This window comes from Thermoplasma sp. Kam2015 (genome assembly GCF_003205235.1).
GTDB lineage: Archaea > Thermoplasmatota > Thermoplasmata > Thermoplasmatales > Thermoplasmataceae > Thermoplasma.
On the sequence record NZ_QJSM01000026.1, the window covers coordinates 81673 to 98783 of the forward strand.

Annotated in this window: 16 protein-coding genes; 8 read left to right on the forward strand and 8 right to left on the reverse strand. The window is 43.6% G+C overall.

All coding sequences use genetic code 11. From position 1 onward, the window contains the following. Positions 1-48 precede the first annotated feature (48 nt). The 4 genes from DMB44_RS05985 to DMB44_RS06000 all read left to right on the forward strand — a co-directional run bounded on the left by DMB44_RS05985 (position 49) and on the right by DMB44_RS06000 (position 6058). Positions 49-1974 (forward strand): thioredoxin domain-containing protein, encoded by a 1926-nt coding sequence (locus tag DMB44_RS05985; protein WP_110641795.1) that lies wholly within the window; start codon positions 49-51, stop codon positions 1972-1974. Between the two features lie 101 nt (positions 1975-2075). Continuing rightward, entirely contained in the window at positions 2076-3449 is a 1374-nt protein-coding gene (locus DMB44_RS05990; RefSeq protein ID WP_110641797.1) for a cytochrome ubiquinol oxidase subunit I, read from the forward strand. A gap of 5 nt (positions 3450-3454) precedes the next feature. Further along, positions 3455-4441, forward strand: coding sequence for a hypothetical protein (locus DMB44_RS05995; protein WP_110641799.1), 987 nt, complete (start codon positions 3455-3457; stop codon positions 4439-4441). A 69-nt stretch (positions 4442-4510) separates the two neighbouring features. Then, the gene (locus tag DMB44_RS06000) at positions 4511-6058 is read left to right on the forward strand and encodes a gamma-glutamyltransferase family protein (RefSeq protein ID WP_110641801.1); all 1548 of its coding nucleotides are present in this window, start codon (positions 4511-4513) and stop codon (positions 6056-6058) included. 21 nt (positions 6059-6079) lie between these two features. On the opposite strand, the gene DMB44_RS06005 is transcribed toward DMB44_RS06000, so the two are convergent. The 6 genes from DMB44_RS06005 to DMB44_RS06030 all read right to left on the reverse strand — a co-directional run bounded on the left by DMB44_RS06005 (position 6080) and on the right by DMB44_RS06030 (position 12436). Continuing rightward, positions 6080-6838, reverse strand: a complete 759-nt coding sequence (locus tag DMB44_RS06005; RefSeq protein WP_201796940.1) for a geranylgeranylglyceryl/heptaprenylglyceryl phosphate synthase — start codon at positions 6836-6838, stop codon at positions 6080-6082. Next, positions 6838-7647, reverse strand: coding sequence for a UbiA family prenyltransferase (locus tag DMB44_RS06010; protein ID WP_110641805.1), 810 nt, complete (start codon positions 7645-7647; stop codon positions 6838-6840). The genes DMB44_RS06005 and DMB44_RS06010 overlap by 1 nt, the downstream gene beginning before the upstream one ends. A gap of 49 nt (positions 7648-7696) precedes the next feature. Next, on the reverse strand, positions 7697-8719 hold the full coding sequence (locus DMB44_RS06015; RefSeq protein WP_110641807.1) for a tRNA (guanine(26)-N(2))-dimethyltransferase: 1023 nt from the start codon (positions 8717-8719) through the stop codon (positions 7697-7699). After that, positions 8716-9252 (reverse strand): NTPase, encoded by a 537-nt coding sequence (locus DMB44_RS06020; RefSeq protein WP_110641809.1) that lies wholly within the window; start codon positions 9250-9252, stop codon positions 8716-8718. The genes DMB44_RS06015 and DMB44_RS06020 overlap by 4 nt, the downstream gene beginning before the upstream one ends. A gap of 6 nt (positions 9253-9258) precedes the next feature. Beyond that, positions 9259-9621, reverse strand: coding sequence for a dihydroneopterin aldolase family protein (locus DMB44_RS06025; RefSeq protein ID WP_110641811.1), 363 nt, complete (start codon positions 9619-9621; stop codon positions 9259-9261). 154 nt (positions 9622-9775) lie between these two features. Beyond that, a complete protein-coding gene (locus DMB44_RS06030) occupies positions 9776-12436 on the reverse strand; it encodes an ATP-dependent DNA helicase (protein ID WP_110641813.1) in 2661 nt (886 codons plus the stop codon). A 581-nt stretch (positions 12437-13017) separates the two neighbouring features. Between DMB44_RS06030 and DMB44_RS06035 the strand changes: the two genes are divergently transcribed. Genes DMB44_RS06035 through DMB44_RS06050 form a run of 4 tightly spaced genes read left to right on the forward strand, consistent with a single transcriptional unit; the run spans position 13018 to position 16243 of the window. Continuing rightward, positions 13018-14721 carry a succinate dehydrogenase/fumarate reductase flavoprotein subunit gene (locus DMB44_RS06035; RefSeq protein ID WP_110641971.1) on the forward strand — a complete coding sequence of 568 codons (1704 nt, stop codon included), beginning with the start codon at positions 13018-13020 and terminating at the stop codon, positions 14719-14721. Between the two features lie 9 nt (positions 14722-14730). Then, a complete protein-coding gene (locus tag DMB44_RS06040; RefSeq protein WP_110641815.1) occupies positions 14731-15456 on the forward strand; it encodes a succinate dehydrogenase iron-sulfur subunit in 726 nt (241 codons plus the stop codon). A 2-nt stretch (positions 15457-15458) separates the two neighbouring features. Next, a complete protein-coding gene (locus DMB44_RS06045) occupies positions 15459-15872 on the forward strand; it encodes a succinate dehydrogenase, cytochrome b556 subunit (RefSeq protein WP_237265330.1) in 414 nt (137 codons plus the stop codon). After that, positions 15872-16243, forward strand: coding sequence for a succinate dehydrogenase hydrophobic membrane anchor subunit (locus DMB44_RS06050; RefSeq protein ID WP_110641817.1), 372 nt, complete (start codon positions 15872-15874; stop codon positions 16241-16243). The genes DMB44_RS06045 and DMB44_RS06050 overlap by 1 nt, the downstream gene beginning before the upstream one ends. 23 nt (positions 16244-16266) lie before the next feature. Here DMB44_RS06050 and DMB44_RS06055 read toward each other — a convergent pair whose 3' ends face one another. Both DMB44_RS06055 and DMB44_RS06060 read right to left on the reverse strand, forming a co-directional pair. Then, entirely contained in the window at positions 16267-16557 is a 291-nt protein-coding gene (locus tag DMB44_RS06055; RefSeq protein WP_110641819.1) for a hypothetical protein, read from the reverse strand. 68 nt (positions 16558-16625) lie between these two features. After that, on the reverse strand, positions 16626-17027 hold the full coding sequence (locus tag DMB44_RS06060; protein ID WP_110641821.1) for a CoA-binding protein: 402 nt from the start codon (positions 17025-17027) through the stop codon (positions 16626-16628). Positions 17028-17111 lie beyond the last annotated feature (84 nt).

Here is a 17111-nt window from a genome sequence, read left to right on the forward strand (position 1 = left end):
GCAGCCAAAAATAGAGAAAGTTATTAATTCAAAAACAAATAGAACCTCATGTCGAATGAACTGGCTGGAAGCTCAAGTCCATACCTGCTGATGCATGCAGATGATCCTGTGAACTGGCGTGCCTGGACCAAGGAAACGCTTAGAACCGCAAAAGAGCTGAACAAGCTTATATTCCTTAGTATAGGTTATTCCTCTTGCCACTGGTGCCATGTCATGCATGATGAGAGCTTCGTCGATTCTGAGATCGCGAAAATACTCAATGATCATTATATAGCAGTCAAGGTTGATCGCGAGGAGAGGCCGGATCTTGATGCATATTTTATGAAGGTATCTCAGGTTATAAATGGGAACGGAGGTTGGCCCCTGAACGTCATTCTTTTGCCTGACGGCAGGCCGGTTTTCGCCATGACTTATGTTCCAAAAGAGGACAGGAACGGCATGACAGGATTGAAAACCATATTGATTCAGCTTTCTCAAATGTACATCAGGAACCCTCAACAATTTGATGACCAAGCGAAAGCCGTAATTGACGCACTCGAGGAAAGATCAGGCATTTCAGCCAAGATAACAGAGTCCATAGGCGATCGCCTTTATGAATTAATAGCAAGATACCTTGACTTCACGGATGGTGGTTTTTCGGGACAGACCAAATTCTACAATACGCCAGTTCTTGAGTTTCTGATTGAAAGATATGAGGACAGACATGATGATAATATCAAGAGGTTTCTGGAAACAACCCTCAAGACCATAGCCATCCGTGGTGTTCACGATCCATTGTTCGGAGGGTTTTTCAGGTATTCAACTGATTCTATGTGGATAATACCACATTTTGAAAAGATGACCTACACGCAGGCTCAGCTGATGAAGGTTTACACGAAGATGTTTCTTCTTTTCAAAGATCAATTTTATGTGAAAATGATCGATGATATTTATAATTTCATGGACAGATACATGTATGACGGTGAAGCTTATTATACCGCCATGGATGCCGATTATAAGGGTGTCGAAGGAGGCCATTACCTCTTTCGGTATGACGATATTAAGGCGTTACTTGGTGATACATTTCCAAAATTCACAAGCGTATATGATATCAATGTAAATGGAAATTTTTCTGATCCGTTCGGACAAAACAGAGGGATGAATTTTCTCTATTTTTCAGGCACATACAATGAATTTGACGATCTGACCCAATCCAGGGATGTGCAGGAAGCCCTGGTCATCGGAATGTCGAAGCTCAGATCCATAAAGGAAGGGGATGATGTATTCATAGACAGGAAAAAACTTGTCGACATGAATGCCATGATGATTTCAGCGCTGACATGGGCATATAGATCCACTTCGGATGCCAGATATCTGAAACGTGCCTCGGATCTCTCGTCCTGGATCATCAAGCTGAACGAGGGATCCGTTGTGCATGGACTATTCAACGGTAAGATTCTGGAAATACCAACCATCCAAGATTACGCCTTTCTTTCTCAGGCAATGATCGATATGTTTGAAACAACCTTTGATGAAACATATCTTGAAAAGGCAAAAAACTTCGCCAAGAAGGCCATGGTTCTGATCAAAGACGGAAAATTGGCATATTCCTCTGAGATCACCGATCTGGATCCTGCCGACGGGGAAATAGAATCATCCTATGCTGTCTTCGTCAGGGTATTGGATGAAATATCCTTGCTAACGGATGATATAGATCTTCATGATACCTCGGATGGCCTTATAAGAAACGTATTCGGAAACGTCATTTCGTTCCCTGCGGCTTATCCCTCAATGGTTCGATCCGCTGAATTCCACCGGAATGCAAAGCATGTATATTCCGAACTGCCAAAGATAGAAGAAATCATGCACAGATCGCTTCTGCATAACGCCATATTCAGCGTGGAAGAATCCAAGAATTACAATGTCTGCGGGTATGGAATGTGCTATCCCCCATCAGAAACAGTTGAAGAAGTGCTGTCAAGAATTTCTTCATAATTGTGAGCTTTTCTTATCTTTCTGAATAATTATTTTTCGCAATTTCTATTTTATAATTATTTAATTTTAGTTTTAAATACTTCTTATGTATTCTTATTAATATGAACATAGGTACGTTTGACAGATTGCTATTCGCGTACTCAATAGGTTCACATATTCTTATCGTCCTGATGAGTATTGGACTGTCGGTTATATTGCCAGTGCTGGAATACATTGCCATAAAGTACAAGGATGCCTACTATGACATACTGACGCGTAGAGTTGCAAAGGCGTTGGTCATGTTCTTCGCCGTTGGAACAGCCTCAGGTGCCGTCATGGCGGTGGAACTGATAGATCTGTTCCCAAAATTTATGACCGTGATAGCAGTGGTCGGTGTCCTCCCGTTCTATTATGAGATATTCGCATTCTTCCTGGAAACAATAATGCTGGTTTCCTATTACTACTACTGGGATGTATTCAAGAACAGGATGCATCACTGGCTTCTGACTTTCGGCGTAGCTGGAGGCACACTCGGATCTGCTGTTTTCATAACCATGATCAACGCCTGGATGAACACGCCCAATGGATTCAATATAAGCTACTACGAGCAGACGGGCAAGATAATAGACGTTAATCCATTCATAACCGCAATGACGCCGTCTACTGGACGCGAAATATTCCATGTGGCAATAGTTACAGCATTCTCAGGGCTTATGGTTCTTGGAGCTTTCTTTGCCTATCAGTACCTCAGGTCAAAGACGTTCGAGGAAAAGAATCTCTGGCGCAAGGGCCTGAAGGTAACCTTCCCCATGAACATGTTTCTGATAATAATGGCTGGGCTTTCGGGCACACTGGAAATGAGTGGTCTTCTTGCATACCAGCCAGAAAAATACGCCGCCCTAGATCTGAATCCATACCCGATCGCAAAGGATGCCCCAGAACACTTATTCGGAACCATCGTTGAACAGAACGGGCATTATGTCGTGGTGGGAGGCATAAAAGTGCCTTTGCTTCAGAGCCTTCTCGCGGGCAACGGAAACCTCAATACCTCTGTACCTGGTCTTTCACAGTTTAATCCTAGTACATGGCCACCGCTTGCTGTTCATGATACCTTCGATCTGATGGTTCTTGGCGGCTCCCTTATAGGGCTGTACCTCTTTGTGACTCTCATAGCCTGGATACTCAAGAAGAAGCCATATGAAAACAAAGGATTCATGATAGCACAGATATTATTCGCAATACTTACCATACCAATCTATATAGCTGGATGGGTCACAGATGAGGTGGGAAGACAGCCATGGATAATCTACAACGTAATGACAGTCTATCAGGCGGCTAACTATTCACCATCGATTGTTGTTCCTGGTTATCTGATAATGGCCTTCTATACAGTACTTATGCCATTTTCATACTGGTATGCATTCAGGCTCATGAAGAAGGGAGACCTCAGATCCGAAATAAGATCCACTGGTTCTTCAGCAGTGGCAGGGAGGTGATATAGGTGCTTACACTCTTTGCAATCCAGTTTTTTACCACAGCTGCGGCTATAGCATTCCTTCTCACAGAACTAATGGGGGGTGTGATGCTTCTCCTTGACTGGAAAAACAGCGGATCTAAGATAATGGCATATGTGGCCCCTGTATGGGAAGTCACAGGCACATTTCTTGCCATGTTCGTGGTAGAGACAGATGCAACGTTTGCCGGCATATTGATTCCAGTGGCATTTGCATTTGCTGCGCTGCTCCTTGTATTTCTCATTCTCTTCATTATAAGAAACGTGGCAATAATACTGGGGGAATTCGCAGAGAAAAGGCGTATCTTCACCGACAGGCAGCTATATTACATATATGTGACCTCAACATTGCTCCTCTCAGTTGTATTTCTGGCATTTGTTTCAGCAGTGATCAGCGGTCATGGAGTGAGCATTTCCATAACAGGAAATCCTGTAAACTCCTTGAGTTCTGTTAATAATGCACAGGTCACATTCAATGTAATTAAATGGATGGTAGCACCCGGAGATATACTCTTCATAATTTCTGCAGTGCTGATAACCTTCGGGCTGGCGCCTGCATTGTATGATGTTAGGAGATTCGCCACGGTGGGAATTATATCTGCAGTACTCGGATTCGTTCTCGGCATCATATCGCTTGTACAGATGGGCGTACACATCAGTCCAATCATAGTCATACCCGCCCTCATAATAATGGGTGTACCAGCGATGTATCTCCTGAACATAGCAAAGAACCTCCTATCTAACAAAGCGATCTTCATCGTGTTGCTCATCATCTCGATCTATTCCCTTTATTTCACGGTGTATCCAACAGCAATGGGAGGCAAATTAGTTCTCTCGCAGGTTGTGACCACCGGACCAATGGTGCTTGGAACCATTCTCACTACCGCGGTAGGCTTCACACTTCTGGCGCTCATGCTCTCATTGTATGTCTATGTCAATTACAGAAGCAGCCAAGCACTAACTACCGCGAAATAAATAATTTTTTTGAAAAAAATTTTAATTTTTTACGGCAAATGATATATAATCAAGACTGCATGAGGAGATGTGAAACGAAGCAGACCAAATGCCTTCTCAAATAAAGCCGTTATCGCCTCCTCCAGTGAGCTTGCCTCGATCGCTGGCAGAGACGTCATGAAAGCTGGTGGCAACATATTCGATGCTGCACTGGCAGTCAGTGCTGCACTTTGCGTAACACAGAACAATCTCTGCGGCCTTGGTGGTGATCTCTTCGCACTCATAAGAGACGAAAACGGTGAAATTATTGATTTGAATGGTAGCGGACAGTCAGCAAGAGCAGCCAGCATAGAGTTCTATGAATCAATGGGCATGAGCAGAATACCGGAGCGAGGAATATATGCAGCCATCACTGTTCCTGGAATTGTCGGATCCTGGGAAACGATATACAGGAGATATGCAAGCCTGGATATTCATGAAATTCTGAAACCCGCCATACGCATGGCAAGGGAAGGTTTCCCAGTTACACAGAATTATTCGGAGTCCATAACACGCAGTGCAACACTTCTTGGAAGATACTCTGGCTGGTCTTCAATATTTATGCCTGGCGGCAGATCCCCAGCACCAGGTGAAATTTTCAAACAGCCAGATCTTGCCAATACTCTGAAATCATTGGCTGAAGATGGCTATGGATCCTTCTACGATGGAAGGCTTTCTGAAACCATAGCTGCCGGGCTAATTGACGCAGGTTCACTGATCGATGATCAAGATCTCAAGGCGTATAGCCCAGTACTGCGTAGACCGGTATGCACTGCCCTTGATGATTTCAAAATATATGAGACCTCACCGAACAGCCAGGGTATCACAGTGATTCACTGGGTGGAGAATCTTTTCCAAAGGGGGTATGGGACAGAATCCATGGCCGATGTCAAGGCGATCGATCTGATGGAATCGATGTATAACGCGTATGAGAAGAGAAGATATATAACGGATCCTACCTTCATGAAGAATCCAAATTATAAAGATTCGGGAATCGATTCTTTCGCAAGGCAGGAAAACAAAGATCCGGATAGAGGAGATACAACTTACTTTTCTATAAGCGATGGAGAGGGGCGTTCCGTCAGCATGATTCAAAGCAACTACATGGGCTTCGGTTCTGGCATCGTTCCAAGAGGTACAGGTTTTGTATTGCAGAATAGAGGTACATACTTCAGCCTTGACAAAACTCATCCTAACGCACTGATGCCAGGCAAGAGAACCTTTCATACCTTAGCGGCCTGCATAGTTGAGAAGCGTGGTGACCTGTATGCCTCATTTGGATCGATGGGGGGCGACATTCAACCACAGGTTCAGATGCAGATCTTGATGAACGTACTCAGAGAAAACTCTGATCCTCAGGCCATTATAGACAGGCCAAGGTGGGCTGAGCCATACACCATCTACGAGGATCCAGGCCCAATATATGTCGAATCTACGCATCTCGCAGAATATCTGTCCGAATACTCAAAGACCAGAGGCATAAGAAATAAAGAGGTTTCACCTGAATTTGGTACCGCTCAGATAACCACTATGCTTCCAAACGGTGTTGTCGTGGGTGCTGCCGATCCAAGGGGAGATGGGATTGCCATACCTGTCTGATTATTGATTTATCTTTGATTATCAATGTATTTTCGACAACCCTATTTCCTTTATGCTTTCGATTATAGGGTGCAGGGCTTCATATACGTTGGATGCCCTCTCAGTTATTGTTCCTGTGACGATCATATCAGCACCGGCCAACGCCAATGACTTTGCGGACTCTGCAGTCCTGATGCCCCCTCCAACTATGATCGGTATCTGCACTTCACTTTTAACCCTCTTGATCACATTTTCGCTGACATGATAGGGAGAGCCGCTACCAGCCTCGAAGTAAAGCAGTCTGAAGCCAAGGTACTGCGCAGCCAGCGCATAGGATAATGCGGTATTTTCATCGTCTCTTGGTATCAACCTGGCCTGGCTTACTCGTCCCACGGTCATTCCAGGATAGAAAACGAGATATGCCATCGGTATCTTTTCTATAGGCATGGATGAAAGCGGAATGGCAGCCTTAACTTGATGCCCAACCACATAATCGATGTTGCCTGAATTGAGCAGACTCATGAAAAATATTGCATCGGCTTTTGACGAGATCATGAGCGATGAACCAGGGAATATGATCACCTTCAGATCTGTACGATCCTTTATGGCAGTGATGGCCTCGTCCATCATCCTCATGTCGATATCCGTTGAACCACCTACCATTATGAAGTCCGTTCCGGCCATCTCTGCCTCCTCCGCTATACGTGCACATTCCTGAGGGGGCTTTGAAGCTGGATCTATCAGGGTCATATGCACCTTGCCGCTCTTCGATCTCTGTATCATCTCTTCTAGTACAGTCATCAGAATGCACCTGCGAGGAACGACGCCATGCCCACTATCATAGCATACTTTGATACCTTTTGGCCAGACGTTGGATTTCTTGATGATATCGCGCCTGAGGCTATAAACAGTGCATCCGCCACAAGAACAACGTACAGATAGTAAATGGATAGAATGTGAAGGGCAAAGGGCAGATAAGAGACAATAACTAGGACAGCTATGATTATATCTGAAAGCATTATCGCCTTTTTAACGCCATATCTCTTTGGAAACGTAATTCTATCAGAATCTCCGTTAACGTCCTCGACGTCCTTTATTATTTCTCTCGACATGTTGGATGTGAATGCAAGTAAGAAGAGGAATATCATCCTACTGTAAGAGAATACGGATACCCCGCCGAAGATGAAGATCAGACCTATAAGAAGGCTTATGACTGCGTTTCCGGGCAGTCCGGTCTTTTTAAGAAAATATTCGTAGGATACGAGCAGCACTTCGGCCAATATAACTATGAGCATCGCAACTATGGAGATGAAAACCGATATAACTATGGAAATGCCAAATAAAACCAGGAATATGGTTTCAGCTTCTCTCTTGGACATCTCTCCAGTGACAAGCGGCCTCTTTGGATGGTTTATTCTATCCACTTCCACATCCACTATATCGTTGATTATGTTGCCACCGGACGTGACAAGAAAAACAGCTATGGCAGCCATTGTAACCGGAACCAAATGAGCCGTGATCCTGCTTCCCACCGCTATGTATGCGGAGATATAGGTTGATATGAAACCCATTGTACCGTTGATCGGTCTTATTATGGAAAATCTGCTCATTCTAGGGAACTGAACATTATGCAATATATTATTTTTGCCTATGCTTCGGTCAGTGATGCAAAATATCCATCATCATCTCTTCGATGTGAGCGCAGCTCGCGTCTGTCTTGATGCCCGTTGGTGAAAACATGGTTCTGGCTGCAATATATCCAGCCTCCCTGATTTTATCTATAACCGAGGAAACTGGGGGAAGGCTGATATGTCTGAATCGTGCTATATCAGTCATATCGCAGAACAACAACCTATTTTCTTCCGGATTGAAATTTATATGGCCGGTGGATTCGAGTACATCTCTGGCAACCTCATTATCCTGTATCCTTCCCTTCCAGACAGGCCCCTCTTCAACGTCTGGGTACATGTCAGCGTGAATATCGTGCTTGTTGACATATCCCACCTCATGGATCATCCTTCCGGCGTTCTGAAAACCCTTTTCAATCTTCAGAAATATGCGATAATAATGTCCATGCCATATAGAAAGCATAGGCTCAATGGATCTGCCAAGCGCGGCTGCTCTCTTTGCCGTGTATCCTATCAGAAGCCTGATACCCATCTCATGCCTGAAAGTATCGTTCTGAATTAAAGCATCATACCTTATTCTTGTCTTATGCGGTACTGATCCGGTGAGGGCAGTCTGATCGGTTGCGGTTATACCAAGAAAACCACCACGTTTTACCCCCACCAATGCGGCATCAATATATGGAACTGGTGATCCGTATGGATCGATATCCACGTATTCAAACGAACCATGCTGCAATACACATTCAAAGGTATCATTCACGGCTGTCGCGTGGGAACCATTCCTCTCTATGTTATCCCTTACGATTCTATATGATTCTGGAGACACCTCTGCTATCGTGACCGAGGCGTTGGTTTCCTTAGCAATCCTTATTCCACGTATCCCGGTTCCGCCAAAACCATCCAGAGCAGTTTTTATACCCATTCGCTTTATGAATTCTATAGTTATATCTCGGTTTATCTTCTGATCCGCATTGTAGAAACCAGCGCCCCTCTTTCCGGGGCCATGATATATCTCAGGAACGAAGATCTCGGCCTCTCCCTCCTTTATTATCATTCCTCTCCCTTTAGGACATGCATAACCTTAAAGGGCAGAATATTCTTGTTTATAGGCGTAATATCGAATACCCTGACGCCCTCTAGACTCTTGATCTCCTGTAGGACTGGATTTCTCGATCTTTTATGCAGGGTCACAATGAGTGGCTTACCACATTTCAGAGTTTCCTCTATTTCAGCGTGCACCTTCTTTGTGGTGTTCTCTAACTTTCCGACCTCGTCTATGACGATAACATCGGCCGTTTCCCTTGCCTTCTGCAAACTCGGTATAAGAATCTCCTCGAGTATCTTTGTATCAACCCCGAGTTTGTCTATCTTTACTCTTGAGACGAAGTTGTCGAAGCAGAACTGTGCCTTTCTCTTGGATTCTATATCCTCAATTGTGTAACCAGTGAGTTTTCCGTTGTTCGTCACCTTCGATACGAGTACGCCCTGAACGTTGAGGTGGTCATTCCTAAGCATGTCTATTATCTTCTGCAGCGCTTCCGATTTTATCGAACCAACAGGACCTGTGATTCCGATTTTTATAGCCAACCTGCATCACTCCTCTATATACATAAGCGGATAGTCCATTTCCGGAATATACTTCAGGCGTGCCACGACCACGTTGCCGTCGTAGTTCACCTTAATCCTTACGTCCAGCATTTCTCCACTCAATGTCAGATATTTATATACGCCAGGTTTTTTATTATTGACCGATGGATCGATCTTGACTTCAGCCTCCTCAACAAAAGGCTGAACCATTATACTTTCCTTTATCGCTTTTTCGATATAACTCACATTCCCCTGGTTTATGGGTATACCAACATACTGATGATAAACTGTTCCGAGCTTGATGCCCGCTTCAAACACAGCTCTCTCCCGTGGCGTACATTTGAAATAATGTGATGCTGGATCTTTCATCAAAGGGTAATAACATAATTATAGATAAATAATATGTACAATAGTCTCGCATTCGTTTTTGATCGTGCATCTAAAATCTGTGGCTCTAAATCGTAAAGTGGCCGAAGACACATTTTCGTCCAAATATAAAGGCAATCTTCATGTGTTCTTGCGTTTACATCTCGATGCTTCCGTTCTTCAATATTGCTACTATACGATCATAAAGCGTATCATCTGCATTCTTGGATCCATATTCGATGAGATCGTCTATGAACTTTTCAGGATCTTTGCAGTAATCCACATATCGCTGTATCAGACTTCTTATCTTTGAATCCTTGTGTTCCATCCTATAAACTTCGTATGTTATTTCCCCCGTATTTACAGTCGGGCGAAGGGCGAGATATCCAATAGCCGTTTGTATCTTCTTTGGATCTATATGATTTGATTTTGAATAAAGCATCTTGTAGAATGCGAGCTGATCGCCGTAGTGGTTAGTCGAATTCCTTCTCTTATCCGTCTTGTAATCAAGTATGAGATATTGTTCTCCATCGCTGAAAATAGCGTCAATTTTACCATACAATATAAAATCTTCTGCCTCCTTCATATAAACTGATCCAGGGATCTTCACCTCTACCTCACTGCCTATCTGCTTCATGTGCCATTCTTCATCTATCTCTTTCATGACGCCAATTATATTTTCATAATATTGCACAAGATGAGGCGGTAAAGCCTGCACATTTATCGTTCCCTCGTAGATCTCCTGCGCCATTCCGTGTATTTTTGTGCCGAAACTCATGGCCGGGCTTGTGTACTTAAGTTCCAGTATATGATCCTTCAGAAACCTGAACGGATCTTCTAGAGAGGAAAGCAGAGAGAATGATATTACATTATTCCTCCTTATTCCCGAGTAGATCAGCTTTCTTATTCTTCCCCCTTCATGGATCAGATCGAATGCTTTATTGAGTTCTCCACGTACAAAGGCAAGGTATGGCTCCCTCTTGATATCGTATCTATTCTCATCTATGAAGTTTTGCGTAGCAACGATAGAACCTCCCCGTATAGAATAAGCATTGAAATAACTATCATCGTCCGTGACAATTACAAGATTCTTGGCAGCACGCGTTATTGCGACAAAATCAACACGCGTATCCTCGTCTTCCAGATCAACGGAGACATCTCTCCCATTATTTATCCTGATCATCTGCTCCGCAACCAGATCCACTGCGCTCATCTTTTCGTCCTTCTTGTTCTTCGGAAAGTATATTACCGTGTCAAATTCGAGGCCCTTTGCCTTGTGCACGGTCATAACCGATATTCTCTCATCGGCGTCTATCTCCTCCATTTCGTCGTCACATATCTCCAGATAATTGATCAGATCGTCTCTGCTTTCGTTTCCGTAGAAGTCAAGATACTCGTTAAGGTTTCTGTATAATCTCTGAACGGTGAGGAAATAGCGCTGGTCGAATGCTATCGCTATCGGAATTATCAACCTATCGAATATATCTATGAGGCCTTTAATTCCAAGTGCCGAGTATGTAAGCCTGAGACTCTTAAGCAGATCGTAATTCTGAAGGCTGGTATTTCCACTTATCAGGCTCTCCTTAATGTCATACGCTTCGCTTATCTGTAAGCCACTGAATGGCGTGAACAGGCCGTTTATCACACTCTGCATGTCACCATAAATTATCATCTTCAGGAAGGCAATCACATCCTTCTTGGCTCGATCGCTTGTTGCAGACAAGGCACTGGAGGCGTATTTTACGTTGTTTCTATCTAAAATCGATGATATCCTTATGACCTGATCGTTTCTCCTGGCAAGAATGCCCACTTTATCATTTGGAAACTTCTTCAAAATATCAATAATGGCTTCTTCGTCGGCCTCGATAACCTCGACATATCCCTTATCATCCCTTGAACTTTTCAATTCAGCCAATTCAGCATGGTACTGATTCGGATACCTGGTATTCTTGAGAAAGAACTCACGTGCGTAATTCAGTATCTGCTCAGAATTTCTATGATCGGTGGAAAGATAGTCAATAGACGCGTCCGGGAAATGATGTTCGAAATTCCCGAATCCACCGCCCTGAAAACCGAAAATTGACTGCTTCCTGTCTCCGACGGCATACACCTCCTCACCAACTGAACTGATCAATTTGGCCTGAAGCTCACTCGCGTCTTGAAGCTCATCAACAAGCACATATCTGAATTTTGGCTTCACATCCAGCTTCAGGAATTTTGTTATCATATCATTGTAATCGATCAGGTTCTTTGACTCCTTGGCCAGATGATACTCATCCATTATCCTGCTGATATGAACGAATAGATCTATTATCTCATCCGTGCTTTCCTTTACACCTTTTTCCTTTCTCCGAGCCTCAAATACATCTCTCAATGATGCAGCCACCTTCTCCGGTTCTTCGACATGATCGATACCGAAGCTGCCGAGGTATCTAACTATATTCTCAAGCTGAGGCACAATTCTGGATATCAGATATTCCCTTTCATAATTGAATACATTATTTTTGATGAGATAGTCAAAGATCACCTTTCTCAGGAAATTCTGATTGACGATCCCTCTGTATCCGTATTTCCTGACGGCGGAATAGGCAAATGAATGGAATGTATATACGTTTAATGCGCTCAGATCTGTTAAAAGATCCTCTTTCTGGAGAGCCTGCATGATTCTATTTCTCATATTCTCTGCAGCCTTATTGGTGAAGGTCAAGCAGAGTATATCTCTCTGGTCTACACCCTTTCTTATAAGCTCGACATATTTTTGGGATATACTCGTGGTCTTGCCTGTACCTGGACCGGCAATCACTACGTTTGCATTCACACTTGATCAGGTTATTCTGAAAAATAAACCTATTGGTGCAGAAAAGCGATCCGATCTTCCATATCTGATATGAAATATTCTTGAGTTGAAAACTCCGAATTTAGATCCGACCAAAGACTATGGTAGCATACGGATATACCTCCATATCATAAGGCATCCTTATTGCAGAGACATATATCCCGATACTATAGACTCCATTCAGTAGCACCGTAATACTCCCATCATAGATCAAGTCGAAATTGATCATGTATAGAATGCCTGTACATCCTTCTGCTGGATGAAATCTGCACAAGTCATTGCTGATGCATATTGTATGTAAGCTGATCTTTAGCCGAAGTCGTTGAGATTTGCAGCTTCTTCCAAGTCCGTAACAAATTTTTTATGGCCTGCAGCAAACGCTGGAACTTAGTATAAATGATTTGTTCATCAAAAATCAATATTTATGAAATTCAACATTATATGCACATATTACAACGCTGTTTGTATATTAGCAGAAAAATTCAGCCGATTTCCATCACGCTATGTGTATGGTAAGGCAAAAAAATATATTTGTTTCAGGGATAATACTCTGGTGTGTTTACTTGGAAAAGATTAAAGAGGATGTGATCATCCTTGGTGGCGGTATGGCTGGCCTGAGGGCAGCTGTCGCAGCCGCAGAATATAATAAAAATCTCTCTGTAGGGGTGGTCTCTAAACTGTATCCCCTCCGTTCTCATTCTGTTTCAGCAGAGGGTGGTACGAGTGCCGTCCTGAATCCAAAGGATAGCTTTGATCTCCATGCATATGATACCATTAAAGGTTCAGACTATCTGGCGGATCAGGACGCAGTTGAGGAATTTGTGAGGTTAGTCCCTGAGCAGATCTACACCACAGACCACTGGGGTTGCCCATGGAGCAGAAATCCAGATGGCACGATTTCTCAGAGAGATTTCGGAGCGCTGAGCTTTCCCAGAGCAACATTTGCTGCAGATAAGACCGGTTTCCACGTCATGCAGACGCTCTTCAGCCGTGCTCTGAAATATGATAACATTCGATTCTATAATGAATATTTCGCGACTTCGATGTTTATTGAAAATGGCAGATTCAACTCGCTTACGACCATCAACCTAAGAACTGGTGATTTTACCGTATTTCAGGGGAAGGCAATAGTCTTTGCAGCAGGTGGAGCTGGAAGGCTTTACCAGTTCAGCACTTACGCACATTCTGTTTCCGGTGATGGGGACGCCATAGCTTACAGAGCTGGAATACCGTTGAAGGATATGGAGTTCATTCAGTTCCATCCAACAGGGCTGGTACCATCCGGAATACTCATAACCGAAGGCGCCAGAGCAGACGGCGGATACCTTCTGAATGGCGAGAAGAAGAGGTTCATGCAGGCCTATGCACCCAACAAGCTGGAAAAGGCTTCCAGAGATGTTGTTTCAAGAGCCATCATGTGGGAGATAGAGGCGGGAAGAGGGGCCAAAGGAGAATATGGAGACATGGAGTATGTGTATCTTGACCTCAGGCATATGGCTGATGTACTGGATGAACGCCTACCAATGATAACTGAAATAGCCAAGAAGTTCAACGGGATAGATGCGCATACAGAACTTATCCCTGTACATCCGGCGACGCATTACACTATGGGTGGCATAGATTCAAACGTAAAGACAACCACGGATTATTCTGGAATTTTTGCCGCCGGAGAAAACGCGTGTGTGAGTATTCACGGAGCCAACAGACTCGGTTCCAACTCCACCAATGAATGCCTCGCGCTTGGAAATGTAGCCGGGGTATCTGCAGCCAAATATGCAATGGAACATGATATCCCTGACCTCGTAGTCTCCAATGTAGATGCCGAAGAGAAAAGGATATGGGATGACCTTCTCAAGAGGAATGGAGGAGAAAACGTCGCCAAGATAAGGGAGGATCTCAGAAACAACATGGACAAAAACGTGGGGATATTCAGAGACGCTAATGGCCTGAACACAGCTCTGAAAAATATAAAGAATTATAAGGAGAGGTATGAAAAGATATCGATACAGGACAAGTCCAGCACGTTCAACATGGAGCTGGAGTGGGCCCTTGAGGTTGGCTTCATGCTTGACCTGGCTGAAATTATTACTGTGGGCGCAATAATGAGGACTGAGAGCAGGGGCGCACACTACAGGAAGGATTATCCAAACAGAGACGACGAAAACTTTTTGAAACATACGATAGCTACGTATACAAAGAATGGACCTAAGATAACGTACAAGCCAGTGGTCATAACGAAGTGGCAGCCCACGGTCAGGACATATTGAGGTGAAACCATGGCCGATGAATATGAATTTGAAATAAAGAGGAAGGATGAAAGTGGGAAGGTCTATTACAGTACCTACAAGGTACCAAAGGATAAGATATCCACGGTGTTAGAGGGCCTGCTTTACATCAAAGAGAACCTTGATCAGTCGCTGTCATTCAGATATTCCTGTAGAATGGAAATATGCGGAAGCTGTGGCATGGAGATAGATGGAAAACCAAGAATGGCGTGTTCAACGATAGTAGAGGATCTTAAGAAGGACCATATAAAGATCGAACCGCTGAAACACTATAAGGTTATACGAGATCTCGTGGTTGATATCGATCCATTCTTTGATAAATACAGGGAGGTCAAACCTTACATAATCAGGGACGACGATGGGAAATATGACAAAGAACTTCCACAGACGCCGGAACAGTTCCATGAATATGCCAACTTTGCCATGTGCATAAAATGTGGCCTGTGCATGGCTGCATGCCCGATTGAGGGATCAGATCCAAATTATCTGGGGCCTGCACCGCTGGCAGCAGCATGGAGATACATAGCTGATAACCGTGATCAGGGGGCAAAATACAGAGTCGAAGTTGTCGATGGTGAGGAAGGTACGTCCAGATGCCACTTCGCAGGTGAATGCACTGAGGTCTGCCCCAAGGGCGTGGATCCATCATTCGCAATACAGAAACTAAGAAGAACAGCCCTGAAGATTGAGATTGCGAGCATATTTGGAGGGAGATGAATATGGTTGAAGTTAATAAAGAGATGAAAGAAGGGATAACCGCTTGGGCCAAATTCTACAAGAAGGGTATGGGATATTTCGCCTTTGCCTTCCACAGGCTTTCTGGCCTGGTAATACTGTTTTACCTGTATCTGCATTACACCGTTCTGTCAAACCTTTTGAGAGGACAGGCCACATACAATGCCATCGTAAGATCAATAACATACGGACCATATGATAGTTTTCTTGTGCTGGACTTCCTGCTGGCTCTGGTTATATTCTATCATGGGGCCAATGGTGTGAGACTTGCTCTCAATGAGTTCGGTATAGGTATGTACCATCACAAGGCATTGTTCATCACCTTCGAGATCATAGCGATGGTGCTCCTGGGTCTATTCGACTATTATGCATTGCAGTTTGTGGGGGTAGGTTTCTAATGGCGGAGAAGGAAAAGATGAAATATGGATCACTCAACAGATTCGTTCAGGCTGTAACTGGCCTTTTCCTGATGTTCTTCCTCGGCGTTCACCTATATGTAGCACATATAGATTTCGGCCATCCTGTAGCATTCTTCAGTTCAGTCATAAATCAGCTGCACAATCCATGGTGGCTCGCCTTCTTCCTGATCTTTGTTTACATAATCACTTACCACGGCGTAAATGGTCTTAACCATATAATAGCTGATACAAGCATAAGCGAGAAGGCCAAGAGGAATATAGGGATCGCACTCATGGTCATATACGTGATAACCATAATATATGGAACCATACTGGCTCTTCTCGTGGCCAGGATGACAGTTCCAGCATAATTTTTTATAAAAATTTTTAATCATTATCCGAAGACAAAACCCATTCCCTCTTCTGCATTATCGTTTTCTTCCTTGATCTTTCTGTATATCTTTTCTGCTTCTTTGGAGTCTAGCTCCACCATGCTGGCCGGTTTTATACTCTTGACATAATTTACAGCTTCATCATTGCCCTCGAACAGATATATCGTTCCATCCTCACCATACATTGATCCGTCCCTTTTGAGAACGGTCATCCTTGAAACTCTGTCCTCTTGAAGGAAGTTGTTTATTGCGTTTTCGTCATCGCCCTTGCTCTTAAATATGACAAACGCCATCTTTCATCGGGTGGTCATGCATGCGTAGCATATAAATTCATTTGGAAATTAAGAGGCCACCGTATCTATCATTTGCCCATAAGCTTCATGTGCTCCTTCATCATACATCTGTCTGATACAACCAGAAGACCATTCTTTCTGGCCCTTTCTTCCGCCTCCTTATGCTGTATACCTTCCTGAAGCCATAAGACTCTAGCACCCTTTAAAATGGCCTGATCTACGATTTCTGGAACAGCTTCAGGTTTCCTGAATACATCCACCACATCCACCGGTACAGGAATCGATGTTAAGTCCCTGTACGCCTTTTTACCATTCCATGATTCTATTGCAGGATTAACAGGTATTATTTCATAGCCATTTTCTGAAAGATATTTTGCAACTCTATAGCTGTCTCTTTCCGGCTTATCGGAGATACCAACAACAGCCACAATTCTGCTGTTTTTAAGGATCATTTCGATATCATCATACATAGCGAAAATATGCCTAACACGCTAATTAAAATGATGGTAGATTCTCTCGCTACATGTTAATTTATCATTGAGGCCTGAATCAAA